This is a genomic window from Achromobacter veterisilvae, assembly GCF_037619525.1.
Classification (GTDB): Bacteria; Pseudomonadota; Gammaproteobacteria; order Burkholderiales; family Burkholderiaceae_B; genus Achromobacter; species Achromobacter veterisilvae.
The window spans coordinates 2,309,410-2,329,569 of the sequence record NZ_CP148753.1; the positions used below are offsets into that span (position 1 = coordinate 2,309,410).

18 protein-coding genes and 1 tRNA gene are annotated in these 20,160 nt (G+C 68.9%); 11 read left to right on the forward strand and 8 right to left on the reverse strand.

The features are described from left to right. Positions 1–265 precede the first annotated feature (265 nt). Entirely contained in the window at positions 266–1,189 is a 924-nt protein-coding gene (locus WHX56_RS10700; protein ID WP_129239660.1) for a carbon-nitrogen hydrolase family protein, read from the reverse strand. Between the two features lie 93 nt (positions 1,190–1,282). Between WHX56_RS10700 and WHX56_RS10705 the strand changes: the two genes are divergently transcribed. The 5 genes from WHX56_RS10705 to WHX56_RS10725 all read left to right on the forward strand — a co-directional run bounded on the left by WHX56_RS10705 (position 1,283) and on the right by WHX56_RS10725 (position 6,501). Continuing rightward, positions 1,283–2,245, forward strand: coding sequence for a LysR substrate-binding domain-containing protein (locus WHX56_RS10705; protein WP_338881175.1), 963 nt, complete (start codon positions 1,283–1,285; stop codon positions 2,243–2,245). Next, the gene (locus WHX56_RS10710) at positions 2,242–3,153 is read left to right on the forward strand and encodes a LysR family transcriptional regulator (protein ID WP_338881176.1); all 912 of its coding nucleotides are present in this window, start codon (positions 2,242–2,244) and stop codon (positions 3,151–3,153) included. The genes WHX56_RS10705 and WHX56_RS10710 overlap by 4 nt, the downstream gene beginning before the upstream one ends. Before the next feature lie 161 nt (positions 3,154–3,314). Continuing rightward, a complete protein-coding gene (locus WHX56_RS10715; protein WP_287754919.1) occupies positions 3,315–4,523 on the forward strand; it encodes a CaiB/BaiF CoA transferase family protein in 1,209 nt (402 codons plus the stop codon). Positions 4,524–4,599: 76 nt separating this feature from the next. Beyond that, on the forward strand, positions 4,600–5,559 hold the full coding sequence (locus WHX56_RS10720) for a Bug family tripartite tricarboxylate transporter substrate binding protein (protein WP_287754920.1): 960 nt from the start codon (positions 4,600–4,602) through the stop codon (positions 5,557–5,559). Between the two features lie 27 nt (positions 5,560–5,586). After that, complete coding sequence (locus tag WHX56_RS10725; protein WP_338881177.1) at positions 5,587–6,501, forward strand: hydroxymethylglutaryl-CoA lyase; 915 nt, start codon at positions 5,587–5,589, stop codon at positions 6,499–6,501. 6 nt (positions 6,502–6,507) lie between these two features. On the opposite strand, the gene WHX56_RS10730 is transcribed toward WHX56_RS10725, so the two are convergent. Both WHX56_RS10730 and WHX56_RS10735 read right to left on the reverse strand, forming a co-directional pair. After that, the gene (locus tag WHX56_RS10730; RefSeq protein WP_129239654.1) at positions 6,508–6,945 is read right to left on the reverse strand and encodes a universal stress protein; all 438 of its coding nucleotides are present in this window, start codon (positions 6,943–6,945) and stop codon (positions 6,508–6,510) included. Positions 6,946–7,054: 109 nt separating this feature from the next. Continuing rightward, positions 7,055–8,611 carry an AMP-binding protein gene (locus WHX56_RS10735; RefSeq protein WP_338881178.1) on the reverse strand — a complete coding sequence of 519 codons (1,557 nt, stop codon included), beginning with the start codon at positions 8,609–8,611 and terminating at the stop codon, positions 7,055–7,057. Between the two features lie 226 nt (positions 8,612–8,837). Between WHX56_RS10735 and WHX56_RS10740 the strand changes: the two genes are divergently transcribed. After that, entirely contained in the window at positions 8,838–9,854 is a 1,017-nt protein-coding gene (locus tag WHX56_RS10740; protein ID WP_338881179.1) for a tripartite tricarboxylate transporter substrate binding protein, read from the forward strand. 27 nt (positions 9,855–9,881) lie between these two features. On the opposite strand, the gene WHX56_RS10745 is transcribed toward WHX56_RS10740, so the two are convergent. Continuing rightward, positions 9,882–10,790, reverse strand: coding sequence for a LysR family transcriptional regulator (locus WHX56_RS10745; RefSeq protein WP_338881180.1), 909 nt, complete (start codon positions 10,788–10,790; stop codon positions 9,882–9,884). Between the two features lie 87 nt (positions 10,791–10,877). On the opposite strand from WHX56_RS10745, the gene WHX56_RS10750 reads away from it, so the two are divergent. Continuing rightward, positions 10,878–12,038, forward strand: a complete 1,161-nt coding sequence (locus WHX56_RS10750) for an acyl-CoA dehydrogenase family protein (protein WP_338881181.1) — start codon at positions 10,878–10,880, stop codon at positions 12,036–12,038. Further along, the gene (locus tag WHX56_RS10755; RefSeq protein WP_338881182.1) at positions 12,035–13,213 is read left to right on the forward strand and encodes a CoA transferase; all 1,179 of its coding nucleotides are present in this window, start codon (positions 12,035–12,037) and stop codon (positions 13,211–13,213) included. The genes WHX56_RS10750 and WHX56_RS10755 overlap by 4 nt, the downstream gene beginning before the upstream one ends. Positions 13,214–13,234: 21 nt before the next feature. Here WHX56_RS10755 and WHX56_RS10760 read toward each other — a convergent pair whose 3' ends face one another. The 4 genes from WHX56_RS10760 to WHX56_RS10775 form a co-directional block, all read right to left on the reverse strand. Continuing rightward, entirely contained in the window at positions 13,235–15,631 is a 2,397-nt protein-coding gene (locus WHX56_RS10760) for a TonB-dependent siderophore receptor (RefSeq protein WP_338881183.1), read from the reverse strand. A 66-nt stretch (positions 15,632–15,697) separates the two neighbouring features. After that, a complete protein-coding gene (locus WHX56_RS10765) occupies positions 15,698–16,693 on the reverse strand; it encodes a FecR family protein (protein WP_338881184.1) in 996 nt (331 codons plus the stop codon). Then, a complete protein-coding gene (locus WHX56_RS10770; RefSeq protein ID WP_338881185.1) occupies positions 16,690–17,196 on the reverse strand; it encodes a sigma-70 family RNA polymerase sigma factor in 507 nt (168 codons plus the stop codon). The genes WHX56_RS10765 and WHX56_RS10770 overlap by 4 nt, the downstream gene beginning before the upstream one ends. Before the next feature lie 243 nt (positions 17,197–17,439). Beyond that, positions 17,440–17,527: transfer RNA gene (locus WHX56_RS10775), tRNA-Ser, on the reverse strand. Positions 17,528–17,650: 123 nt separating this feature from the next. Between WHX56_RS10775 and WHX56_RS10780 the strand changes: the two genes are divergently transcribed. From WHX56_RS10780 to secG, 3 genes are all read left to right on the forward strand, one after another. Continuing rightward, a complete protein-coding gene (locus WHX56_RS10780; RefSeq protein ID WP_338881186.1) occupies positions 17,651–18,628 on the forward strand; it encodes an NAD(P)H-quinone oxidoreductase in 978 nt (325 codons plus the stop codon). 135 nt (positions 18,629–18,763) lie between these two features. Further along, complete coding sequence (gene tpiA, locus WHX56_RS10785; RefSeq protein ID WP_129239644.1) at positions 18,764–19,510, forward strand: triose-phosphate isomerase; 747 nt, start codon at positions 18,764–18,766, stop codon at positions 19,508–19,510. Between the two features lie 21 nt (positions 19,511–19,531). Next, complete coding sequence (gene secG, locus WHX56_RS10790) at positions 19,532–20,005, forward strand: preprotein translocase subunit SecG (RefSeq protein ID WP_338881187.1); 474 nt, start codon at positions 19,532–19,534, stop codon at positions 20,003–20,005. Positions 20,006–20,160 lie beyond the last annotated feature (155 nt).

Genomic DNA, 20,160 nt, shown 5'->3' on the forward strand with positions numbered 1-20,160 from the left:
GCCTTCACCGTAGCCTTGCGGCCTTAGGTGCCCGCCGTCTGCTCTCTACACCTTCCCGGGCTTTTCGGCCTGGGCTTGGCTCGGCGTCGGCTCGGAACGGGTCCAGGGCATTCGCCGAGTTTGACGGGCTACACCTTTGGAGTTTCCTCCGAAGGGCTCAAATTAGTTCAAGTCCCTTGTGTCTACCAATTTCACCACTCGGGCGTTGCGCGGCCCCGGAAGGGCCGGCAGCGGCGTGACTATACCATCCCGCCGGGGCCGCCGGTCACGACACGAAACGCACGGGCGGGCGGGGCCGTTCGTCCACGGTCAGCGAGAAGATGTCCGGGCGGGAGTAGTGTCCCACCACGTCGAAATCGTAGCGCGCGCGCACCAGTTCGTCCGTGTCCACCTGGGCGGTCAGCAGGCCGGCCTTGCCGCGCAGCGGGCCGGCCAGCACGTCGCCCATCGGGCCGACGATGACCGATCCGCCGTTGATCAGCGGCCGGGCGGCGTCCCAGCCGGGCACGTCCACGCCCAGGTCGGCGGGCGAGGGCTGCACCTGGCAGGCGCTGACGACGAAGCAGCGGCCTTCGTGGGCGATGTGCCGCATCGAGCATTGCCAGATGTCGCGCTCGTCCACCGTGGGCGCGCACCAGATCTCGACGCCCTTGGCGTACATGGCCGTGCGCAGCAGCGGCATGTGGTTTTCCCAGCAGATGGCGCCGCCGATGCGGCCGGCCGCCGCGTCGATGACGGGCAGGGTCGAGCCGTCGCCCTGGCCCCAGATCAGGCGTTCCGTGCCGGTCGGCATGAGCTTGCGATGCTTCGCGGCCAGTCCGGCCGCGGGTTCGAAGAAGAGGGCCGTGCAGTACAGCGTGTTGCCGCCGCGTTCGATCGCGCCCACGACCAGGCTGGCGCCGGTGCGCTGCGACAGCCCGGCCAGCGCTTCCGTCTCCGGGCCGGGCACGTCGATCGCGTTCTCGTAATAGCGGGCGTAGGCTTCCCGGCCTTCGGGCAGGCGGTAGCCCAGCCGGGTGCCGAAGATCTCGCCCTTGGGGTAGCCGCCCAGAAGCGCTTCGGGCATGACGACGAGCGAAGCGCCGGAGGCGGCGATCTCGCTTTCGTAGGCCAGTATGTTCTCCAGGGTCCGGCCCTTGCCTTCCGGCGAGGAGCCGATCTGCAGCGCGGCGATGGTTTTGGTGGTCATGGCCAGGTCTCGGTGCGTGGGGGGAGGAATGCCGATGCGTCCTAGTGTCCGGCGGGCTCTAAAATCAATCAATCCCGCCCAGAGATAAATGATATGAACAAGATTGATATCGAGTCGACGGACCTGAACCTGTTGAAGGTCTTCGAGGCGATCTACGACGAGGGCGGCGCCGGCCGCGCGGCGTTGCGGCTGGGCGTGACGCAGTCGGCCGTCAGCGCGGCGCTGGGCCGCTTGCGCGCGCTGTACGGAGACGCCCTGTTCACCCGCACCGGGCGGGGACTGGCGCCCAGTCTGCGCGCGCGCGAACTGCGGCCCGTCATCGGCGAGGCGCTGGACAAATGCCGGCAGAGCCTGGCGCTGGCGCGGCCGGGCGCAACGGACTTCGCGGGCAGGTCGGTGACGCTGGGCCTGTCGGACGATTTCGAGATCGCGCTGGGACGGGACGCGATCCGGGCGGTCGCGCAAAGCGCGCCTGGCCTGCGCATCATCTTCCGGCAGACCCACAGCCGGCTGGCCGCGGACATGCTCATGGCGCGGGAGGCCGACCTGGTGATCGCCTCGGGCGGCCTTGCCGCCCATGCCCTGCAGCGCGTGACGGTCGGGCAGGGCGGCTATGCCTGCCTGGTGGATCCCGCGAGCCTGGCGCCCGGCCAGGCGGCCCTGTCGGTGGAGGAATTCATCCGCCGCCAGCACGTCCTCGTGTCCTCGGGCGGCTTCATCGGCGTGGTGGACGAGGTGCTGCACGGCCTGGGGCTGGCGCGCCGGGTGCGGGCCTCGACCACGCATTTCTCCGCCCTGGCTTTCCTGCTGCGCGGCGGCGATTCCGTTTCGACCCTGCCGGCGCATGCGGCGCGCGGCCTGGCCGCGGCGGCCGGCCTGCGCATGCTGCCCTGCCCGGTCGCCATGCCGGGCTACGCCGTCGAAATGGGATGGCGGGCGGACGCGCTGCGCGACGAGGCGGTGGCGGCGGTCAGGCGCTGCGTGCTGGGCCTGCTGGAAGGTTTCGACTGGACCGATTGCGCACCGCCGCCAGGCGCGGGACACTTGCGGCCATGAAGCCCGCCCAGCCCGTTTCCCTGCCGCGCGATATCGACCTGGTGTCGCTGCGCCTGTTCCTGTCCGCCCTGGAAGAGGGCAGCCTGGCGCGGGCCGCCGCGCGCGAGAACATCGTGCCGTCCGCCGTCAGCAAGCGCATGTCGGAAATGGAGGAGGCGTTCGGGGTGCTGCTGCTGGACCGCGGCGTCAAGGGCGTGCAGCCCACGCCCGCCGGCACCGCGCTGGCCGCGCACGTGCGCCGGCTGCTGCAGGACATGGAGCGCATGCATCGGGAAATGGCGGGATACGTCACCGGCGTGCGCGGACGCGTCAGGCTGGCGGTCAGCGTCGCGGCCCTGTCGGGCGATTTGCCGGAGCGGATCCAGTCCTTCCGGCGCGCCCATCCCCAGATCGACATCCTGTTGCAGGAGGACACCACGCAGGCCGCTTTCCGCGCCGTGCTGGAAGGGCAGGCGGACGTGGCGGCGGGGTCGGACTTCGGCCACGACGGCTTGCAGGTATATCCCTGCGGCCATTGCGAGCTGGCGGCCGTGGTGCCGGGCCAGCACTTGCTGGCCGAGCGCGAGACGCTGGACTATGCGCAGCTACTGCCTTTCGAGCTGGTCGAGCTGAACCGCGACAACGGCATCAGCAGCGTCTTCGAGCAGGCGGCCCAGGCCGCGGGCGTGACGCGGCGCATCAGCGCGCGGGTCAGCGCGCACGAGACCATCTGCACGCTGGTCGCGCGGGGAATGGGCGTGGCCGTGGTGCCGCTGTACCTGAAGGCCCGCTATGCGCACCTGGACATCCGCTTCATCCGCCTGACCGGCCCGTGGTCCAGCACGCCCATCTGCATTGCCGTGCGGGATCCGGACGCGCTGGCGCCCGCGGCGCGCACCCTGCTGGCCCACCTGGGCGTGCTGCCCTAGGGCTAACCCGGACGTTCCGAAACGAGAATGCCCCGGTGCTGAAAGACCGCTACCCGCGATGCCGCGGCGGCGGCGATCATGGGCGCATTCCGGCAGCGGCAAGCCCGGTCTTCCACTTGCCCGCGCCGATCCATCCATCCGGCAGGCAAGAGGAAACACCGATGAGCGCAGTACCGGCTTCACCCTTCATGGACAGCAGCGAACTGCCCTTGCGCGGCATCAAGGTGCTGGAACTGTCCCACATGATCATGGGGCCGGCGGCCGGCCTGTCGCTGGCCGACCTGGGCGCCGAGGTCATCAAGGTGGAACCCATCGAGGGCGACCGCACGCGCCGGCTGAAGGGCTCGGGCAGCGGCTACTTCCCCGTCTTCAACCGCAACAAGCAAAGCCTGGCCATCGACCTGAAGGCGCCGGAAGGGCAGGCCGCGGTGCGCCAGTTGGCCCTGCGGGCCGACATGCTGGTGGAGAACTTCCGCGACGGCAGCCTGGCGCAGTACGGCCTGGATTACGAATCGCTGTCCGCCGAGAACCCGGGGCTGATCTATGTGTCGCTCAAGGGGTTCCTGTCCGGCCCCTACAAGCACCGCACCGCGCTCGACGAAGTGGTGCAGATGATGGGCGGGCTGGCCTACATCAACGGCGGCGAGGACACGCCGCAGCGGGTGGCGGCGTCGGTCAACGACATCCTCGGCGGAACCTTCGGGGTGGTGGGCGCGCTGGCGGCCCTGCACGACCGCCACGCCACGGGACGCGGCCGGCACGTGCGCTCCGGCCTGTTCGAGAACAACCTGCTGCTGGTCGCGCAGTTCATCGCCCAGTACCAGTTGACCGGCGCGGCGCCCAAGCCCATGGGCTCGGAGCGCAGGCCGCCTTGGGGCGTGTACGACATCTTCGAGACGGCGGACGGCCGGGTGTTCGTCGCCGTCGTCGGCGACGCGCAATGGCGCAATTTCGCCCAGAAGTTCCTGCCGCCCGAATGGGCCGCCGATCCGCGGCTGGCCACCGCCGTCGATCGCGAGGCCGCTCGGCCCTGGCTGGTGCCGGGCGTGGGCGAGATCCTCAAGACCTGGAAGACCGACGAACTGTGCGCGGCGCTGGAAGCCGCCAACCTGTCGTACGGGCCCATCCGCCAGCCGCACGACCTGCTGGACGACGCCCACCTGAACGCGGGCGGCGCGCTCCTGAAGACCCGGCTGCCGGACGGCGGCGAGATCGACGCGGCCGCGCTGCCCATCGAGTTCGACGGCCGCAAGGCCGGCAAGCGCTCCGACCCGCCCGCGCAGGGCGGCGATACGCAGGCCATCCTGCGCGGCCTGGGCTGGGATGCCGCGCGCATCGACGCCCTGCGCGCGGCGGGAGTCATTGCATGACCGGGCGCTAGCGCCCGACCCCTGTCGAGGCGGCAGCAGACCGCCAAGACGTCCATCAAAGAGGAGACAACCCGAGATGATCCGCAAACTTCTGGCGGTGGCGGCCCTGGCCGCCGCTTGCACGGCGCACGCGCAGGACTACCCCAGCAAACCCATCCGCATCATCATTCCGTCCACCCCAGGCGGAGGCACCGACTACATCGGCCGCCTGATGAGCACCAAGCTGCATGAACTCAACGGCTGGTCCGTCATCCCGGAGAACAAGCCCGGCGCGGGCACGGCGCTGGGCCTGGCCGAGGCGGCGCGCTCGCCTGCCGAGGGCTACGACCTGGTGATCGGGCAGTCCGACAACGTCACGCTGATTCCGCTCTTGATGAAGGTGTCGTACGACCCGGTCAAGGACCTGGCGCCCGTGGCGCTGGTGGCCACCACGCCCATGGTGCTGCTGGTGGCCGACGGTTCGCCGTACAAGACGCTGCCCGAAGTGATCGAGGCCGCCAAGAAGGAACCCAACAAGATCTCCTACGGCACCTCGGGAACCGGGGGCGGCGTGCACATCGCCATGGAAATGCTGCAACACGAGGCCGGCTTCAAGATGCAGCACGTGCCGTACAAGGGATCGGCCCCCGCGCTGGCCGACCTGATGGGCGGGCACCTGCAGTTCGCGGGTTCGTCGATCTCGTCGGCGGCGATGCTGATCAAGTCCGGCAAGGTGCGCGCGCTGGCGGTGACCTCGCCCAAGCGCAATCCCGCGCTGCCGGACGTGCCCACCGTCGCGGAACTGGGCTACAAGGATTTCAGCGTGGTCACCTACTACGGCGTGCTGGCCCCGGCCAAGACGCCGGCCGCCGTCGTGTCGCGCCTGAACGGCGACTTCAACAAATTGCTGGCGCGCAAGGACGTGCAGGAAGCGCTGGCGTCGCAGGGGCTGGAAACCGATCCGGTCTCCACGGAACAGTTCGCCGCGCTGATCCGGTCGGACATCGGCAAGGCGCGCCAGACGATCCAGAGCGCGGGCATCGTGGTGCAGCAATAGCCCCGGCGCAGACCACAGGACACAGCCATGAACCAGGAAGTGAGGCTTTGCGAGGTCGGCCCGCGCGACGGGCTGCAGATGGCCAAGGGCATGATGCCCGCCGCCGACAAGCTGCGCTGGATACGGCAGTTGGCCGACGCCGGCCTGCGCGAGATCGAGGTGGGCAGCTTCGTGTCGCCGCGGCTGGTGCCGCAGATGGCCGATACCGGCGCCATCCTGCCCGAAGTCCTGAAGATGGACGGCCTGACCGTCTGCGCGCTGGCCTGCAACCTCAAGGGCGCCATCGCCGCCCACGAGGCGGGTGCGCACGTGCTGTCGTTCCCGGTCTCGGTCAGCGATACGCACAGCCGCGCCAACGTGGGCAAGGGAACCGACGCGCAATTGGAGGTGCTGGCGTCCATCGTCGATTGGGCGCAGTCGCAGGCCCGGCCCATGCGCATCGACGCGGCCGTGGCCACGGCCTTCGGCTGTTCGATGGAAGGCGCGGTGCCAGTGCGGCGGGTGGCGCAGGTGGCCGCCGCCGCCGCGCGGGCGGGGGCGGACGAAATCGCGCTGGCCGACACCGTGGGCTACGCCTATCCCTCGCAGGTCCGCGACGCGGTGCGCGCCACGCAGGACGCCGTGGGCGAGCGGCTGGCCAAGCTGCACCTGCATGACACGATGGGCCTGGGCCTGGCCAATGCGCTGGCGGGCCTGGACGAGGGCATCCGCGGTTTCGACGCCTGCCTGGGCGGGCTGGGCGGCTGCCCCTTCGCGCCGGGCGCGTCGGGCAACATCGTTACCGAGGATCTCGTGTTCATGCTGGAAAGCATGGGGTACCGCACGGGTGTCGACCTGCCCAGGCTGCTGGCCGCGCGCGCCTTGCTGGCCAGCGCGCTGCCGCAGGAACGCCTGCGCAGCGGCGTGGCCGCCGCGGGCATTCCCAGGACCTTCCGGGCCTAGCCGGCTTCAGCGGTACACCAGTACCGGCAGCGTGGAGTGCGCCAGCACCTTTTGCGTCTGGCTGCCCAGCAGCATGGCCGCCATGGCGCCATGGCCCCGCGACGACATGGCGATCATGTCGCAGCCCTGGGTCATGGCCAGGTCGATGATGGCCTGGTAGGGGTTGCTGCTTTCCCGCATTTCCGTCGTGCACTCCACGCCCGCGGCCTTTGCGCGGGCCGCCGCCTCGGACAGGTATGACTGCGCCAGATCCCGGGCGTGGCGTTCATATTCCGAGCGCACGCCTTCAAGCTGCACGCTTTCCATTGAAATCGTCTGGAAGGGGCTGTAGACCGTCAGCACCGTGACGCTGGCGCCCAGCGCGCGGGCAAGGCCCAGGCCTTGTTCCAGGCCGGCGGCGGCCAGGGCGGATCCATCGATGGGGATAAGGATGTGCTTGTACATGACGACCTCCTGAGGGTGAAGAGGACGGCGCGAGCCCGCCGGCCTCCAAGGAGCGTGAACAGCAACCGCTTCGCCCATACTACCCCTTGCCGCGGCAATTTGCGCGGCTTCAGCCTACTTTTCGTTCCTCGTCCGCCCAGTGCGCGTCCCGCAGTTGTTTGCGCGCCAGCTTGCCGTTGGCGTTTTTCGGCAGTTCGGCCACCAGTTCGATGCTGCGGGGCTTCTTGAAATCCGCCAGGTGCTTGCGGCAGTGCTCGATCAGGTCGGCCTGCGTGGCGGTTTCGCCCGGCTTGAGCACCAGCATCGCCTTGACGGTCTCGCCCCACAGCTTGTCGGGCACGCCGAAGACGCAGGCTTCGTACACGGCCGGATGCTGATACAGGGCTTGCTCGACTTCGGTCGGATAGATGTTGAACCCGCCCGATATGATCATGTCCTTCTTGCGGTCCACGACATAGAGGAAGCCCTCGTCGTCCATCCGCGCCAGGTCGCCCGTATGCAGCCTGCCGCCGCGCAGGGCCTGCGCGGACAGCTCGGGCTCTCGCCAGTATCCGGCAAAGACGTCCGGGCCGCTGACGGTGATTTCGCCGACGTCGCCCGCCGCGGCTTCCTGGCCGTCGTCGCCCAGCAGGCGCACCTCGCTTTCGCCGAACGGGCGGCCGCAGGACAGCAGCCGTTCCGGGTGGCGCGACAGGGCTTCGGCATGGTCCAGGGCGCTCAGCAGCACCAGGCCGCCCGTGGTTTCGCCCGCGCCATAGCCCTGGCTCAGCTTGGGCCCCAGCGCTTCCCAGGCTTCCCGGATGCGTGCCGGCGCCATCGGCGCGCCGCCATACGAGATCTGCCGCAGCGCGCTCAGGTCGTGCTGGCGCAGCCGCGGGTGCGCGATCAGCATATTGACCATCGTGGGCACCATGAAGCTGAAGGCGGCGCGGTGCCGTGCCGCGGATGCGAGGAAGCTTTCCGGTTCAAAGCGGTCGTGCAGCAGGATCGTGCCGCCCTGGAACAGGAACGGCTGCATGAACATGCCGCTGGCGTGCGTAATCGGCCCGGCCAGCGCCAGCACTTCGCCGGGGTTGGCGCGCATGCGGCCCATCACGACCTTGCGCAGCGAGGCCAGGCGGTTGCCGACTGTCTGCATGGCGGCCTTGAGCTTGCCCGTCGATCCGGACGTAAAGTGCAGCACGGCCAGATCGTCGGCCTGCATCGGGACGTCCGGATTGCGGTCCGCGGCCGCTTCCAGCAGCCGCTCGTACGATAGCCAGCCCCCGATGTCGCGGGTCCCCGTCACCAGTCTGTGCCGCACGCCCTCCAGCGCGTCCAGGATCGATTCCGCCCCTTCCACATGGGCCGGGTCCACGATGAATGCCGATGCCTGGGCATTGTTGACCGAGTCCAGCGCTTCCTGGTTGGACAGGCGCGCATTCAGCGCCACCTTGACCAGCCCGGCCTTGTAGAGCGCGCATTCCAGTTCGATGAGTTCCGGACAATTCCAGGCCAGAATGGCAACCCGGTCGCCCTTTTTCAGCCCGAGCCCCAGCAGCGCGTTGGCCAGGCGGTTGGAGCGGGTCTCCAGTTGTCCGAAACTCAGCGTCCGGTCGCCAAAAATGACGGCGGGGCGGTCGCGCCAATAGCGGGCGTTGCGGGTGGTGTATCGGCCTTGGTTCATGAGGTATCCGTGTCAGGGGTTTGCGTACCGCTATCCTGCGGGGCCGGCGGCCGCAAGCGGATAACGGAGACGCGAATCCTCATGCCGCCTCGTTATCGCGGCGGCGCGATTCCCGGGCGTTATGGAATTCGCCCGATACGGCATCATGTTCCGGCGGCCCGCGGGTTACCTCTATGCGAAAGCGGGCCCGCGCCGGGCCACGCCTTGTACAAGAACAGGAGACAAAGTGGATAAGCGAAATTCCCGCCTCTGGGGCAGGGCGGTCCGTTGCCTGGCGTCGGCCAGCCTGGGCTTGGCGGCCTTCCTGGCCGCCGCGCCCGCGCAGGCCTCCGGCGCGGCGGCGTCCGGCTACCCCGACAAACCCATACGCCTCATCGTTCCGTTCTCGGCGGGCGGCCAGTTCGACTACATCGCCCGGCTGGTCGCCGTGCCGCTGGGCAAGGAACTGGGCCAGAGCATCATTGTCGAGAACGTGGGCGGGGGCGGCGGCAACCTGGGCGGCGCCAAGGTCGCCAACGCGCCCGCCGACGGCTACACCCTGCTGGAGTACGGCGGCAACTTCGCGATCGCCAAGCACCTCACGCCCAATCTGTCGTTCGACCCGATCGCGGACCTGGCGCCGGTGTCCGGGCTGAGCATCGCGCCCCACGTGGTCCTGGTCAGCAGCGCCCTGCCGGTGAAGACCTTCGCGGAACTGCTTGCCTACGCCAAGGCCCATCCCGGCAAGCTGAGCTACGGCAGCCCGGGCGTCGGCTCTTCCATGCACCTGACGTTCGAGACGATCAAGCAGCATTTCGGCCTGGACGCCATCCATGTGCCTTATCGGGGCGGCAGCAACGCGCTCAATGATCTGGCCGGCGGACAGATCGACATGGGCATCGTGGCGGTGGCGCCCGCCATGCCTTTCCTCGCGTCGGGGAAAATCCGCGCGCTGGCGGTCACCAGCGCCAGGCGCGCCGTGTCCCTGCCGGACGTGCCCTCGGTGGCCGAGCTGGGCTACCCCGGGTTCGACAGCGGCAGTTGGGCGGGAATCGCCGTGCCGAAGAATACGCCGCGCGGCATCGTGGACAAGCTGGCGGCCGCCGTCGGCCGCGCCATGCAGGACCCCCAGGTGCTGCGGGCGCTGGAGTCGCAGTCGTTCACGCCCATCAGCGGCACGCCGGAGCAACTGCGCGCGCTCATCGATGAAGAGTCCGCCCGCTATGGGCCGCTGATCGAGAAACTGGGACTGCATGCGGACTAGGCCGGCCCGCGCGCAGGCATGCGCGCGCTACGCCGCGGCCCTGGCCCGGGCGTGCTCGCGCAGGATCTCCAGCAGCCGCTGCGTCAGCGGCGACTGGTAGCTGTTGCGCCGCGTCAGCACGCCGATCTGGCGGTGCCAGGTCATTTCGTCCAGGGGCAGGACGCTCAGGCCCTGGCCGGCGTGCGCCGACAGGGTGATCTCGCTCACCAGGGTCAGGAGGTCCGTGCTGTGCAGGATGCCCAGCAAGCCCGACACCGACGCGTTGGACTCGATCATCACATTGGGCGGGGCCGAGCCGTGCTGTTCGAATTTGGCTTCCAGCCAGCGCCGCGACGCGGTTTGCGGGCCCGGCAGCATCCACTGGTAGGCCATCAGGTCGGCAAAGCGGATCTTGCGGCGGTCCAGCAAAGGATGCCCGGGACGAGCGGCGACGAAGAGCTTGTCGGAGAACAAGGGTTCCCGGTCGAATTCGCCGGCGGTCGCGGACTCGAACAACGAACTGATGGCGAAGTCCACGTCCCCCTGGCGCAGGGCGGGAATCAAGGCGTCGTTCAGGCTGACCATGACCTGGACCTTGGCCGCCGGCCGTTGCGCCAGCAGTTCGATGCAGGCCGGGTTGAAGAAGGGCTCGGCCAGCAGCGGCGTGACGCCGACGCGCAGCAAGCCGATGCTGCCCCGGTGCAGGTCGCCGGCTTCCTGCATCGCGTCATCGAGTTCGCGCCTTGCCTGTACCGAGCGCTGATAGAAGGCCCGCCCCGGCACCGTCAGATCCATGCCCTTGGGCGTGCGGACGAAGAGCTGCAGCTTCAGCTCTTCTTCCAGCCGGCGTATGCCTTTGGTCAGCGCGGGCTGGCTGACGCCGATGCCGTCGGCGGCCCGTCCCACGTGCCCCAGCCGGGCGACAGCCAGAAAGTAGTCCAGGTCTTCCAGTCTCATGATTCCGCCCGGTTATCAAAAACGAAGAAAAGATAATTACGAGGATGCCTGGCGCTGTCAAGCTTGGAACCACTGAGAGGAGACGACATGCCCCAAGAAACAAGCCCGGCGCTGGCCGGCCTGCGCGCCCGGTTGCAGCAATATTTGCAGGACGAACTCATTCCGCTCGAGCAGTCGCTGGGGCTGGGGTACGAAGACAAGTTCGCGCGCGATTTGGTGAAATCCGTGTGGAAGCGATGCCGCGAGCTGGGGTTCTATGGCGCCCAGCTCCCCCGCGAGATCGGGGGGCAGGGGCTGTCCTACCGGGACCTGTGCGTGCTCAAGGACGACGTCGCCGCGTCCGGCGCGATCCTGTTCCCCCATGTGCTGGGAGACTGGGGCGGCCCTTCGCGCATCGGCAACCTGATCCAGTACGCCACGCCCTATCAGCGGGACCGCTACATCATGCCCGTGGTCAACGCCGAGCGCGGGGCCTGCTTCGCGATGACCGAGCCGCAGTCAGGTTCGGACGCCACCCGGCTGCAGACCGCGGCGGTGCCGGACGGCGACGACTACATCGTGACCGGCACCAAGCACTACATCACCGCCTCGATGTTCGCCGACTTCGCCATCACGATGTGCGTCACGGATCCCGCGCGGGGCGCCGACGGCATTTCGGCGATATTCATCGACCTGGACAGCCCCGGGGTGAGCCTGGTGCATGACTGCGTGCCGATGACCGGGCAGTACGTCGACGCGGACATCGTGTTCGACCGGGTCCGGGTGCCGAAGAAAAACCTGATCGGCCAGGAGGGGCAGGGCTTCAAGATCGCCATGAACCGCATCAGCGTGAACCGCTTGCTGCATTGTCCGACCATGATAGGCCTGGCGCGCCAGGCCTTCAGGCTGGCGGTGGACTATGCCAAACACCGCCAGCAATTCGGCGGCCCCATCAGCCGCTTCCAGGCCATCCAGCACATGCTGGCCGACATGGCGACCGCGCTCTATGCCTGCGAACACATGGTGCTTGCCACGGCCGCGCGGGCCGACGCCGGCGAGGACGTGCGCGATGCCGCTTCGATGTGCAAGCTGTTCGTGTCCGAGCGCTGCTTCGAAATCGCCGACAAGGCCATGCAGATCCACGGCAACGTCGGCGTGACGAAGAACCATCCGGTGGAGTTCATCTTCCGGCGGCTGCGGCTGTACCGCATCGTCACCGGCACCAGCGAGATCCAGCGCAACACCATCGCCAAGGGGATACTCGCGTGAGCGCCGGCGCGGCGGGCTATCTGAGCGGCCTGACGGTGCTGGACCTGGGGCAATTGCATCCCGGCCCCTACACCGCCCTGCTGCTCGGCCAGTTGGGGGCGACGGTGATCAAGGTGGAAAAGCCGCAAGGCGACACCGCGCGCCAACTGGGGGCGGAGACCTTCGCCAAGTACAACCGCGGCAAGCAGTCCATCTGCCTGGACCTCAAGCGCGGCGAAGACCAACGCATTTTCTTGCAGTTGGTCGAACGCTGCGACGTCGTGGTGGAGGGGTTCAGGCCCGGGGTCATGGCCAGGCTGGGCCTGGACTACGCGCGGCTGGCGCGCGCCAATCCGCGCGTCGTGCTGTGTTCCATTTCGGGCTTCGGCCAGACGGGGCCCTATGCGCAGCGCCCCGGCCATGACGTGAACTACATGGCCCTGGCGGGATACTGGGCGGTGCCGTCGCAGGTGCGCGACGTCATGGCGAGGCCCCGCCTGCGCCTGTCGGATTACTGCGCGGCCATGCATGCCGCGCTGGCCATCCTGGCCGCCGTGCAGGATGCGCGCGCCTCGGGCGCGGGCCAGCACCTGGACGTGTCGATCCACGACACGCTGATGGCGTGGATGGCGCCCGCCCTCCATGCCATGAACGGTCCCGCCGGCGCCGCCATTGAGCAGATGGCGCACGTCATGCCCGACAACGATGTCTTCGAGACGGCGGACGGCCGGCATCTTGCGCTCGGTATCCTGGAGGAAGCCTTCTGGCGCAACCTGTGCGCGGCGCTTGCGCCGTCCTGCCCCGGCCTGGCCGCCGCGCGCTATCGGACCCGGGCGGGGCGGATGCGGGAGAAGCGGGCCCTGAACGATCTCCTGCGCGCGCTGTTCAAGAGCCGCGGCCTGGCCCATTGGGAACGCGTCTTCGACGGGCACGATATTCCCTGGGCGCCCGTCCTGCGGCATGACGAGGTGTTCGAGGATCCGCATGTGCGGCACCGCGCGGTCACCTCCGATACGCCCGAAGGGCGCCTGGTCGGCTTCCCGGTGAAGTTCTCCAAGCCTTTGCCGCCTTCGGCATCCGGCGTCCCCGCCCTGGACCAGCACCGCGAGGAGATCCTGGCACGCCTGAGGGCGGGGGAGCAGGCCGGGCCGCGACAGGCCGGGCCGCGGGAGGCCGGGCCGCGCGGCCAGGCATGACGCGCCCCGGAAGCCGCCGGCCTACCAGCGGTACGCCAGCGTGCCGATCACACTGCGCCGCGGACCATAGAACGCGCCATAGGAATAGGACGCGACATAGACGCGGTCGGTCAGGTTGTTGGCATTGAGCGTGAACTGCCACGGTCCGGCGTCGTAGCTCATCATGGCGTCCACGATCGTGTAGGACGGCACCTCGATCGCGGTGTTGAAAAGCCCCAGCGTGGACCCGATATAGCGCACCCCCGCGCCGATCCGCATCCGGGGCAAGCCCAGGGCGGCCAGCCGGTAGTCGCCCCACAGCGATACGGTATTGCGCGGCGTCATTCCCCGCCGCTGCCCCACCTCGGCCGGGTTGTTGCTGCGCGTGATTTCGGCATTGGTGTAGGCATAGGACGCAATGATGCGCCCGTGCGCGCCGACGGCGCTGCGCGCCTCCAGCTCGAAGCCGCGCGAACGCACTTCGCCGGTCTGGACCTGGAAATCCATGGGGAACAACGGATCCGGCGTCAGCACGTTCTTCTGCGTGAGCTGGTAGACCGAGGCGGAAATCAGCGTATCGCTGCCGGCCGGCTGGTAGCGCACCCCGGCCTCGTACTGCTCGCCGCGGGTGGGCTTGAAGGGCGACCCGCCGCGGTCGACGCCGCTGGTCGGTTCGAACGATTGGCTGAAGCTCACGAACGGCGCCAGGCCGTTGTCGGCCAGATAGACCAGGCCCGCGCGGCCGGTGAAGGCCTCGCTGTCCGTCTTTTCCTTCGCGTCGAAGAAGATTGCGTTGGTGCGTTCGCTGGACCAGTCATAGCGTCCGCCCAGCAGCAGGACCCACTTGTCGGCGATCTTCACCTGGTCCTGCAGGTACACCCCGAGGCGGTCGTCGCTGGAAGTGGAACTGTTGAGCGCCGGCACGCGGACGCCGGGCTCGGCTCCGTAGACCGGGTGGTACAGGTCCAGCGGCGCCAGCGTGCGGTTGTAGCGCTCGGAGCGATGGCGCCGGTGCGCATAGTCCACCCCCGCCAGCAGCGTATGGGCGAGCGGCCCGGTCAGCCCCTTGAACTGGAGCTGAGTATCGACCACGAAGTTGTCGGAATGGTCCACGCGGTCCTGCGCGCCGCGATCGATCACGGTGTCGCCGGTGCCCGGCACGAAGCCTCCCAGGTTGACGGACGGCAGTTCGTTGCGGGACGAGAAGTAGCGCAGGTTCTGCCGCACCGTCACCGCGTCGTTGAACGCGTGTTCGAAGCGATAGCCGATGTCGTAGAACCGGGTCTCCGACTTGTCGTAGCCAGGTTCGCCGGTGAAGCGCCGCGTGGGGATCCTGCCCTGGGACGAGTCTTCCAGCGTGCCGATTGCCGGCAGGCCATAGACGTAGGCCGTGCGGGTCCGCTGGTAGGTGCCCAGGAACGTCATCGACGTGGCGGCCGAAGGCTGCCAGCGCAGCGCCGGCGCGATGTACGTGCGATCGTCCGGAACGTAGTCCACCATCGTGTCGCTGTCCCGCGCGAGGGCGGTGAGCCGGTAGGTCCAGGTGCCGTCCTCGGTCAGCTTGCCGCCGTGGTCCGTGGCGAGTTCGTAGCGCGAATGGTTGCCGAGCGACGTGCGTAGCTCGTGCAGCGGCTCCGCGGTGGGCAGCTTGCTGGTCACGTTGACCAGCCCGCCCGGCGAGGCCTGGCCATACAGCACCGATGCCGCGCCGCGCAGCACCTCGACGCGCTCCATGCCGTAGGGCTCCTGCGTGCCGTCGTAGACGTTGCCCATGTACTTCATGCCGTCGCGGTAGATGCCGCCGTAGCCGGAAAGCTGGAACCCGCGCATGACGAAGCCGTCCGTGGTGCGGTCGTTGCCTTCCTGCGACAGGATGCCGGCGGTGTAGCGCAGCGCTTCGCCCAGGCTGGCCGCCCCGGTGTCCTCGATCTGCTCGCGGCTGACCACCGAAATGGACTGCGGCGTCTCGATCAGCGGCGTATCGGTTTTGGTGCCGGTGGCGCTGCGGCGCGCCACGTAGCCGCCCACGGGCCCCCATGCCGTCTCGGCGGCGCCGTGCACGGTCACCGCCGGCAAGGTCGTCGCGCCTTGCGGCTCCGGACGCAGCGTGTAGCTGCCGTCGGACCTGCGCTGCGGCGTCAGTCCGCTTCCTGTCAGCAAACGCCGCAATCCCTCTTCGAACGGATAGCTTCCGCTCAGGCCCGCCGTGTGCAGCCCTTGGGTCAACGCCGGGTCGAACGACAGCAGCACGCCGGCGTTCGCGGCATAGGCCGCCAGCGCGGCGCCGAGCGGTCCCGGGGAGATGGCGACACTGGCCGAGCCCGTCGGCGCCTGGGAGTGTGCGGGCGCCGCGCCCGCCAGCGGCAGGGCGAACGCGATGGCGCAGCGCAGGGCGAGACGGGAGCGGCGCGCGCGCCGAGGAGGAATACGCGAGGACATGAAAGACACTCCAATCGTTGGTCTTGCCTTCATAGCCAGACGAAACGCGAAAAGTGCCAGTCGCTGTTACAAAAAAGCCGTGCCCGCGCGCTCCGCGGCATCCCGCGGCAGCACCGAGACCCAGTAGCGGGTGCGGTAGCGCAGGCGCAGCGGCAGCGTGTCGGCCACCGCGGCCAGCACCCGATCGGTGTCGGCCAGCGGGAAGGAACCGGAAATCGGCAGGCGAGCCACTTCGGGCGCGCAATCGATCCAGCCCGTGCGATAGCGTTGAAGCTCTTCGAGGAACTCCGCCAACGGCATGCCGTCCACCTGGAGCATGCCGCGCGACCAGGCCGAGGGATCGCCGGCCAGCGCCTCGGGCGAGGCCGCCCGCGCCGCGGAAAACTTCAGCCCGAAACCCGCGGGCACGATGCTGGCGCTGGATGCGCCCAGCGGCTGCACGCGCAGTTCGCCCTCCAGCACTTGCACCGAGGACGTGCGGTCGTCGTGCCGCGCCACGAAGCGGGCGCTCGACGTCGCGATGCGGCCTTCGCTCGTGCGAATCACGAAGGCACGAGGGTCGGGTTGGCGGTCCGGCACGGCATCGACCAGGATTTCCCCGGCGTGGAGGGCCACCAGGCGCTGCGTCCTGTCGAACAGCACGTCGATCGCCGTGCGGGTATTGAGCACGATGCGGGATTGGTCGGCCAGCACCAATTCGCGCCTGCCGCCGGCCGGCGTTTGATATTGAGCCGTCCAGGCTTGCCAGGGGGCTTCGCGCCAGGCCGACCAGCCCACCGCCCCCGCGCCCGCGAGCACGGCCAGCTTGGCCAGGGCCCGTCGGCGCCCGGGCGAGCGGGGACGAGCCAGCACGGGTAGCGCGCCTTCCGGCAGGGCCTCGAAGCGGCGGGTCAGCGCTTCGGTGCGCTGCCAGGCGCGCTCGTGTTCCGGGTCTGCCTTGCGCCAGGCCAGCCAGGCGGCCTGGTCGGCGTCGGTCATGGCGCCGGACGTCAGCCGCAGGAACCATTCGACGGCGCCGTCCAGCGCGCGCGGGTCGATGCGCGCGGCTTCCCTCGCGCTCACGCGGCAAGCTCCAGGCACTGGCGCAGGGCGCGGGCGATGTACTGCCGCACCGATCCGACCGACACATGCAGGCGTGCGGCGATCTCCGCATGGGTGAGGCCTTCGAGCTGGCACAGCAGGAAGGCCCGCCTGACGGCTGCCGGAAGCCCGTCGAGCAGCGTGTCGATTTCCTGAAGCGCTTCCAGCGCCAGCGCGCGCGCCTCGGGCGACGGCGCCGCGGAAGCGGGCAGGCGCGCCAGCGTTTCCAGGTAGGCGCGTTCCAGGTCCTTGCGCTGCAAGTGATTCACCATCAGGCCGTGCGCCACCGTGGCCAGATAGGAGCGCGGCTCGTGGATGCCGGACAGCTCGCGGTGCGCCAGCACGCGCGCATAGGTATCGTGCACCAGGTCGGCCGCGTCGAAGGCGCAGCCCAGCTTCTTGCGCAGCCATCCCTGCAGCCAGCCGTGATGGTCGCGATAGAGCGCGTGCGCCAATTGCTGCGCGGTCGGATCGAGGGCGGTCATGGACGGGGCGGGCGGGCCGGAAAAATTGAGGATGAGAATTATTCTAGCTTCGGGCACGGCCGCATGCCAGCCTGGCGTGCGCTCTGGGGCGAAACGAGGCGCCGCCTGGCGGCGGCAGGCTGTCGGGGGCGCAAAAATAGGAGAAGATGGGCCGGGCGGCGCGCGATGGACAGTGCCGGCAGCCCAGGGAGATGGCGGCGATCGGCATGCCAATCCCGCAAGCCGTTGATTTTGTTCTTGTTCTGGCGGAAGCGGTGAGATTCGAACTCACGAACGGTTGCCCGTTGCCGGTTTTCAAGACCGGTGCAATCGACCACTCTGCCACGCTTCCGGGTACTGCCTTGACCGCGTATTGTCCGGCAATCCGGCCATCTGGCAAACAATCTGCCCGAAGCGGACGCGATCCGCAGCAAAGGGCGCAATAATAATCCATTTGCTGCAAAGGAGGCACGCGATGCACGCCGTAGAAATCTCTCGCCCTGGTGGCCCCGAGGTCCTGGTTCCCGTGGAGCGTCCCACGCCGGAAACCGGCGCGGGTGAAGTTCTGATCAAAGTGAGCGCCGCCGGGGTCAACCGCCCCGACGTGTTCCAGCGCAAGGGCAACTACGCCCCGCCGCGCGGCGCCTCGGACCTGCCGGGCCTGGAAGTGGCCGGCGAGATCGTCGGCGGCGACCTGGCCGGCAGCGGCTTCGCCGTGGGCGACAAGGTCTGCGCCCTGGTGGCGGGCGGCGGCTACGCGGAATACTGCGTCGCGCCCGCCGCGCAATGCCTGCCCATACCCAAGGGCCTGTCCGACATCGAGGCCGCGGGCCTGCCGGAAACCTATTTCACCGTCTGGAGCAACGTGTTCGACCGCGGCCGCCTGTCCGAAGGCGAGGCCCTGCTGGTGCACGGCGGCGCCAGCGGCATCGGCACCACGGCGATCCAGCTAGCCCGCGCCATGGGCCACAAGGTCTACGCCACGGTCGGCAGCGACGACCGGGCGCGCGCCGTGGAAGCCCTGGGCGCGGAGCGCGGCATCAACTACAAGACCCAGGACTTCGTGAAGGAAGTGCTGGATGCGACCGGCGGGCGCGGCGTGGACGTGATCCTGGACATGGTGGCCGGCGACTACATCGCCCGCGACATGCAGTGCCTGGCCGACGACGGCCGCATCGTCATCATCGCCCAGTTGGGCGGTTCGCACGCCAATGTGGACACGGCCCAGGTCATGCGCCGCCGCCTGACCATCACCGGCTCCACCTTGCGTCCCCGCCCGGTCGCCTTCAAGGGCGCCATCGCCCGCGCCCTGCGCGAGCACGCCTGGCCCTTGCTTGAAAAAGGGGACATCAAGCCCATCGTGCACGCGACGTTCCCGCTGGCCGAGGCCTCCCGCGCCCATGCCATGATGGAAAGCGGTGAAAACATCGGCAAAATCATCCTGACAATGTAAGAATCGCGGGCCGCTCGGCGTAGCGTCCCGCAACAGGATACAATCTCGGGTTTCGCCTGGAATTTTTTCCAGGCAGGCCCGTGGGCGCTTGCCGCCGCCCGCAATCCCTCTAGGCCCCTCTCTAGACAATTCGCCATGACTTCAGTCGAAAACCGCGCCCGCCTCGTGCTGGGCAACTGGAAGATGCACGGTAACCTGGCCGAGAACGCCGCGTTGCTGACGGAGCTGCGTGCCGCGGATGCTGCGAGCCACTGCGAAATCGGCGTCTGCGTTCCGTTCCCCTATCTGGCGCAGGCCGCCTCGGCCCTGACCGGAAGCAGCGTGTCCTGGGGGGCGCAAGACGTCAGCGCGCACGGCAAGGGCGCCTACACCGGAGAGGTTTCCGGCGCCATGCTGAAAGAGTTCGGCTGCCGCTGGGCGCTGGCCGGCCATTCCGAGCGCCGTGTGCTGCATGGCGAAACGGACGAAGCCGTTGCCGCCAAGGCCCAGGCCGCCCTGGCCGCCGGCCTGACCCCGGTGGTCTGTGTCGGCGAATCCCTGGCCGACCGCGACGCGGGCAATACCCTCGCCGTCATCGAGCGCCAGCTCAAGCCCGTGCTGGCCCTGGGCGCGGCGGAAGTGTCCCGCATGGTCCTGGCCTACGAGCCCGTCTGGGCCATCGGCACGGGCCGCAGCGCCAGCCCCGAGCAGGCGCAGGAAGTCCACGGCGCCATCCGCGCCGCCTTGCGCGCGCTGGGCGCCGGGCAGGTGCAAGTGTTGTACGGCGGCAGCGTAAAAGCTGCCAATGCTGCCAGTTTGTTCGCCATGACTGATATCGACGGGGCCCTGGTCGGCGGCGCGTCGCTCGTGGCCGAAGAATTTTTGCGAATCGCCGCCATCTAAGTTTCCGTTCCGGAGTCTGCAATGCCCTTGATGCTCAAACTTCTGCTGGCCGTCCAAGTGTTCTCGGCGCTGGCTATTATCGTCCTGGTCCTGCTGCAGCAGGGCAAAGGCGCCGACATGGGGTCCGCCTTCGGCAGCGGCTCGGCCGGCAGCCTGTTCGGCGCCACCGGCGCCGCGAACTTCCTGTCGCGCGCGACCAAATGGGCCGCCGTCGTCTTCTTCGCGTCCACCGCCGGCCTGGCCTACGTCAGCCACAAGGGTTCGGCTGGCCCCGCCGTCGATTCGGGCGTGATGCAGAGCTTCCCGGCCGACCGTTCGGTTCCGCAGGTGCCGGGTTCGGTGCCCGCCGCTCCGTCCGGCGCATCGTCCGTGCCGGGCGCCGGTTCGGTTCCGGCCGCGCCGGCCCAGCCCGACGCGTCGGTGCCCTCGGTGCCGGCAGCGCCCGCCGCTCCGGCTCCGGAAGGCGGCAAGCCGGCCGAAACGCCCGCGAAGTAAGCCACAGCACACGAAAAGGCCGGCGCATGCCGGCCTTTTTCATTGGCGCGCGATTCTCGCAAAGGCATATTCGGATCGGCCCCCAGCCCGCGTTCGGCGCGCGCAGGCTGATTCCGCGCCTGCGGCGCTTCCTGGCCGCGCATCCGGACGTCCAG

Excerpts from the sequence above, each read along its gene's own strand:
- WHX56_RS10700 (WP_129239660.1), bottom strand. The coding sequence starts at position 1,189 with ATGACCACCAAAACCATCGCCGCGCTGCAGATCGGCTCCTCGCCGGAA.
- WHX56_RS10705 (WP_338881175.1), top strand. The coding sequence starts at position 1,283 with ATGAACAAGATTGATATCGAGTCGACGGACCTGAACCTGTTGAAGGTC.
- WHX56_RS10710 (WP_338881176.1), top strand. The coding sequence starts at position 2,242 with ATGAAGCCCGCCCAGCCCGTTTCCCTGCCGCGCGATATCGACCTGGTG.
- WHX56_RS10715 (WP_287754919.1), top strand. The coding sequence starts at position 3,315 with ATGAGCGCAGTACCGGCTTCACCCTTCATGGACAGCAGCGAACTGCCC.
- WHX56_RS10720 (WP_287754920.1), top strand. The coding sequence starts at position 4,600 with ATGATCCGCAAACTTCTGGCGGTGGCGGCCCTGGCCGCCGCTTGCACG.
- WHX56_RS10725 (WP_338881177.1), top strand. The coding sequence starts at position 5,587 with ATGAACCAGGAAGTGAGGCTTTGCGAGGTCGGCCCGCGCGACGGGCTG.
- WHX56_RS10730 (WP_129239654.1), bottom strand. The coding sequence starts at position 6,945 with ATGTACAAGCACATCCTTATCCCCATCGATGGATCCGCCCTGGCCGCC.
- WHX56_RS10735 (WP_338881178.1), bottom strand. The coding sequence starts at position 8,611 with ATGAACCAAGGCCGATACACCACCCGCAACGCCCGCTATTGGCGCGAC.
- WHX56_RS10745 (WP_338881180.1), bottom strand. The coding sequence starts at position 10,790 with ATGAGACTGGAAGACCTGGACTACTTTCTGGCTGTCGCCCGGCTGGGG.
- WHX56_RS10750 (WP_338881181.1), top strand. The coding sequence starts at position 10,878 with ATGCCCCAAGAAACAAGCCCGGCGCTGGCCGGCCTGCGCGCCCGGTTG.
- WHX56_RS10760 (WP_338881183.1), bottom strand. The coding sequence starts at position 15,631 with ATGTCCTCGCGTATTCCTCCTCGGCGCGCGCGCCGCTCCCGTCTCGCC.
- WHX56_RS10770 (WP_338881185.1), bottom strand. The coding sequence starts at position 17,196 with ATGACCGCCCTCGATCCGACCGCGCAGCAATTGGCGCACGCGCTCTAT.
- WHX56_RS10780 (WP_338881186.1), top strand. The coding sequence starts at position 17,651 with ATGCACGCCGTAGAAATCTCTCGCCCTGGTGGCCCCGAGGTCCTGGTT.
- tpiA (WP_129239644.1), top strand. The coding sequence starts at position 18,764 with ATGACTTCAGTCGAAAACCGCGCCCGCCTCGTGCTGGGCAACTGGAAG.
- secG (WP_338881187.1), top strand. The coding sequence starts at position 19,532 with ATGCCCTTGATGCTCAAACTTCTGCTGGCCGTCCAAGTGTTCTCGGCG.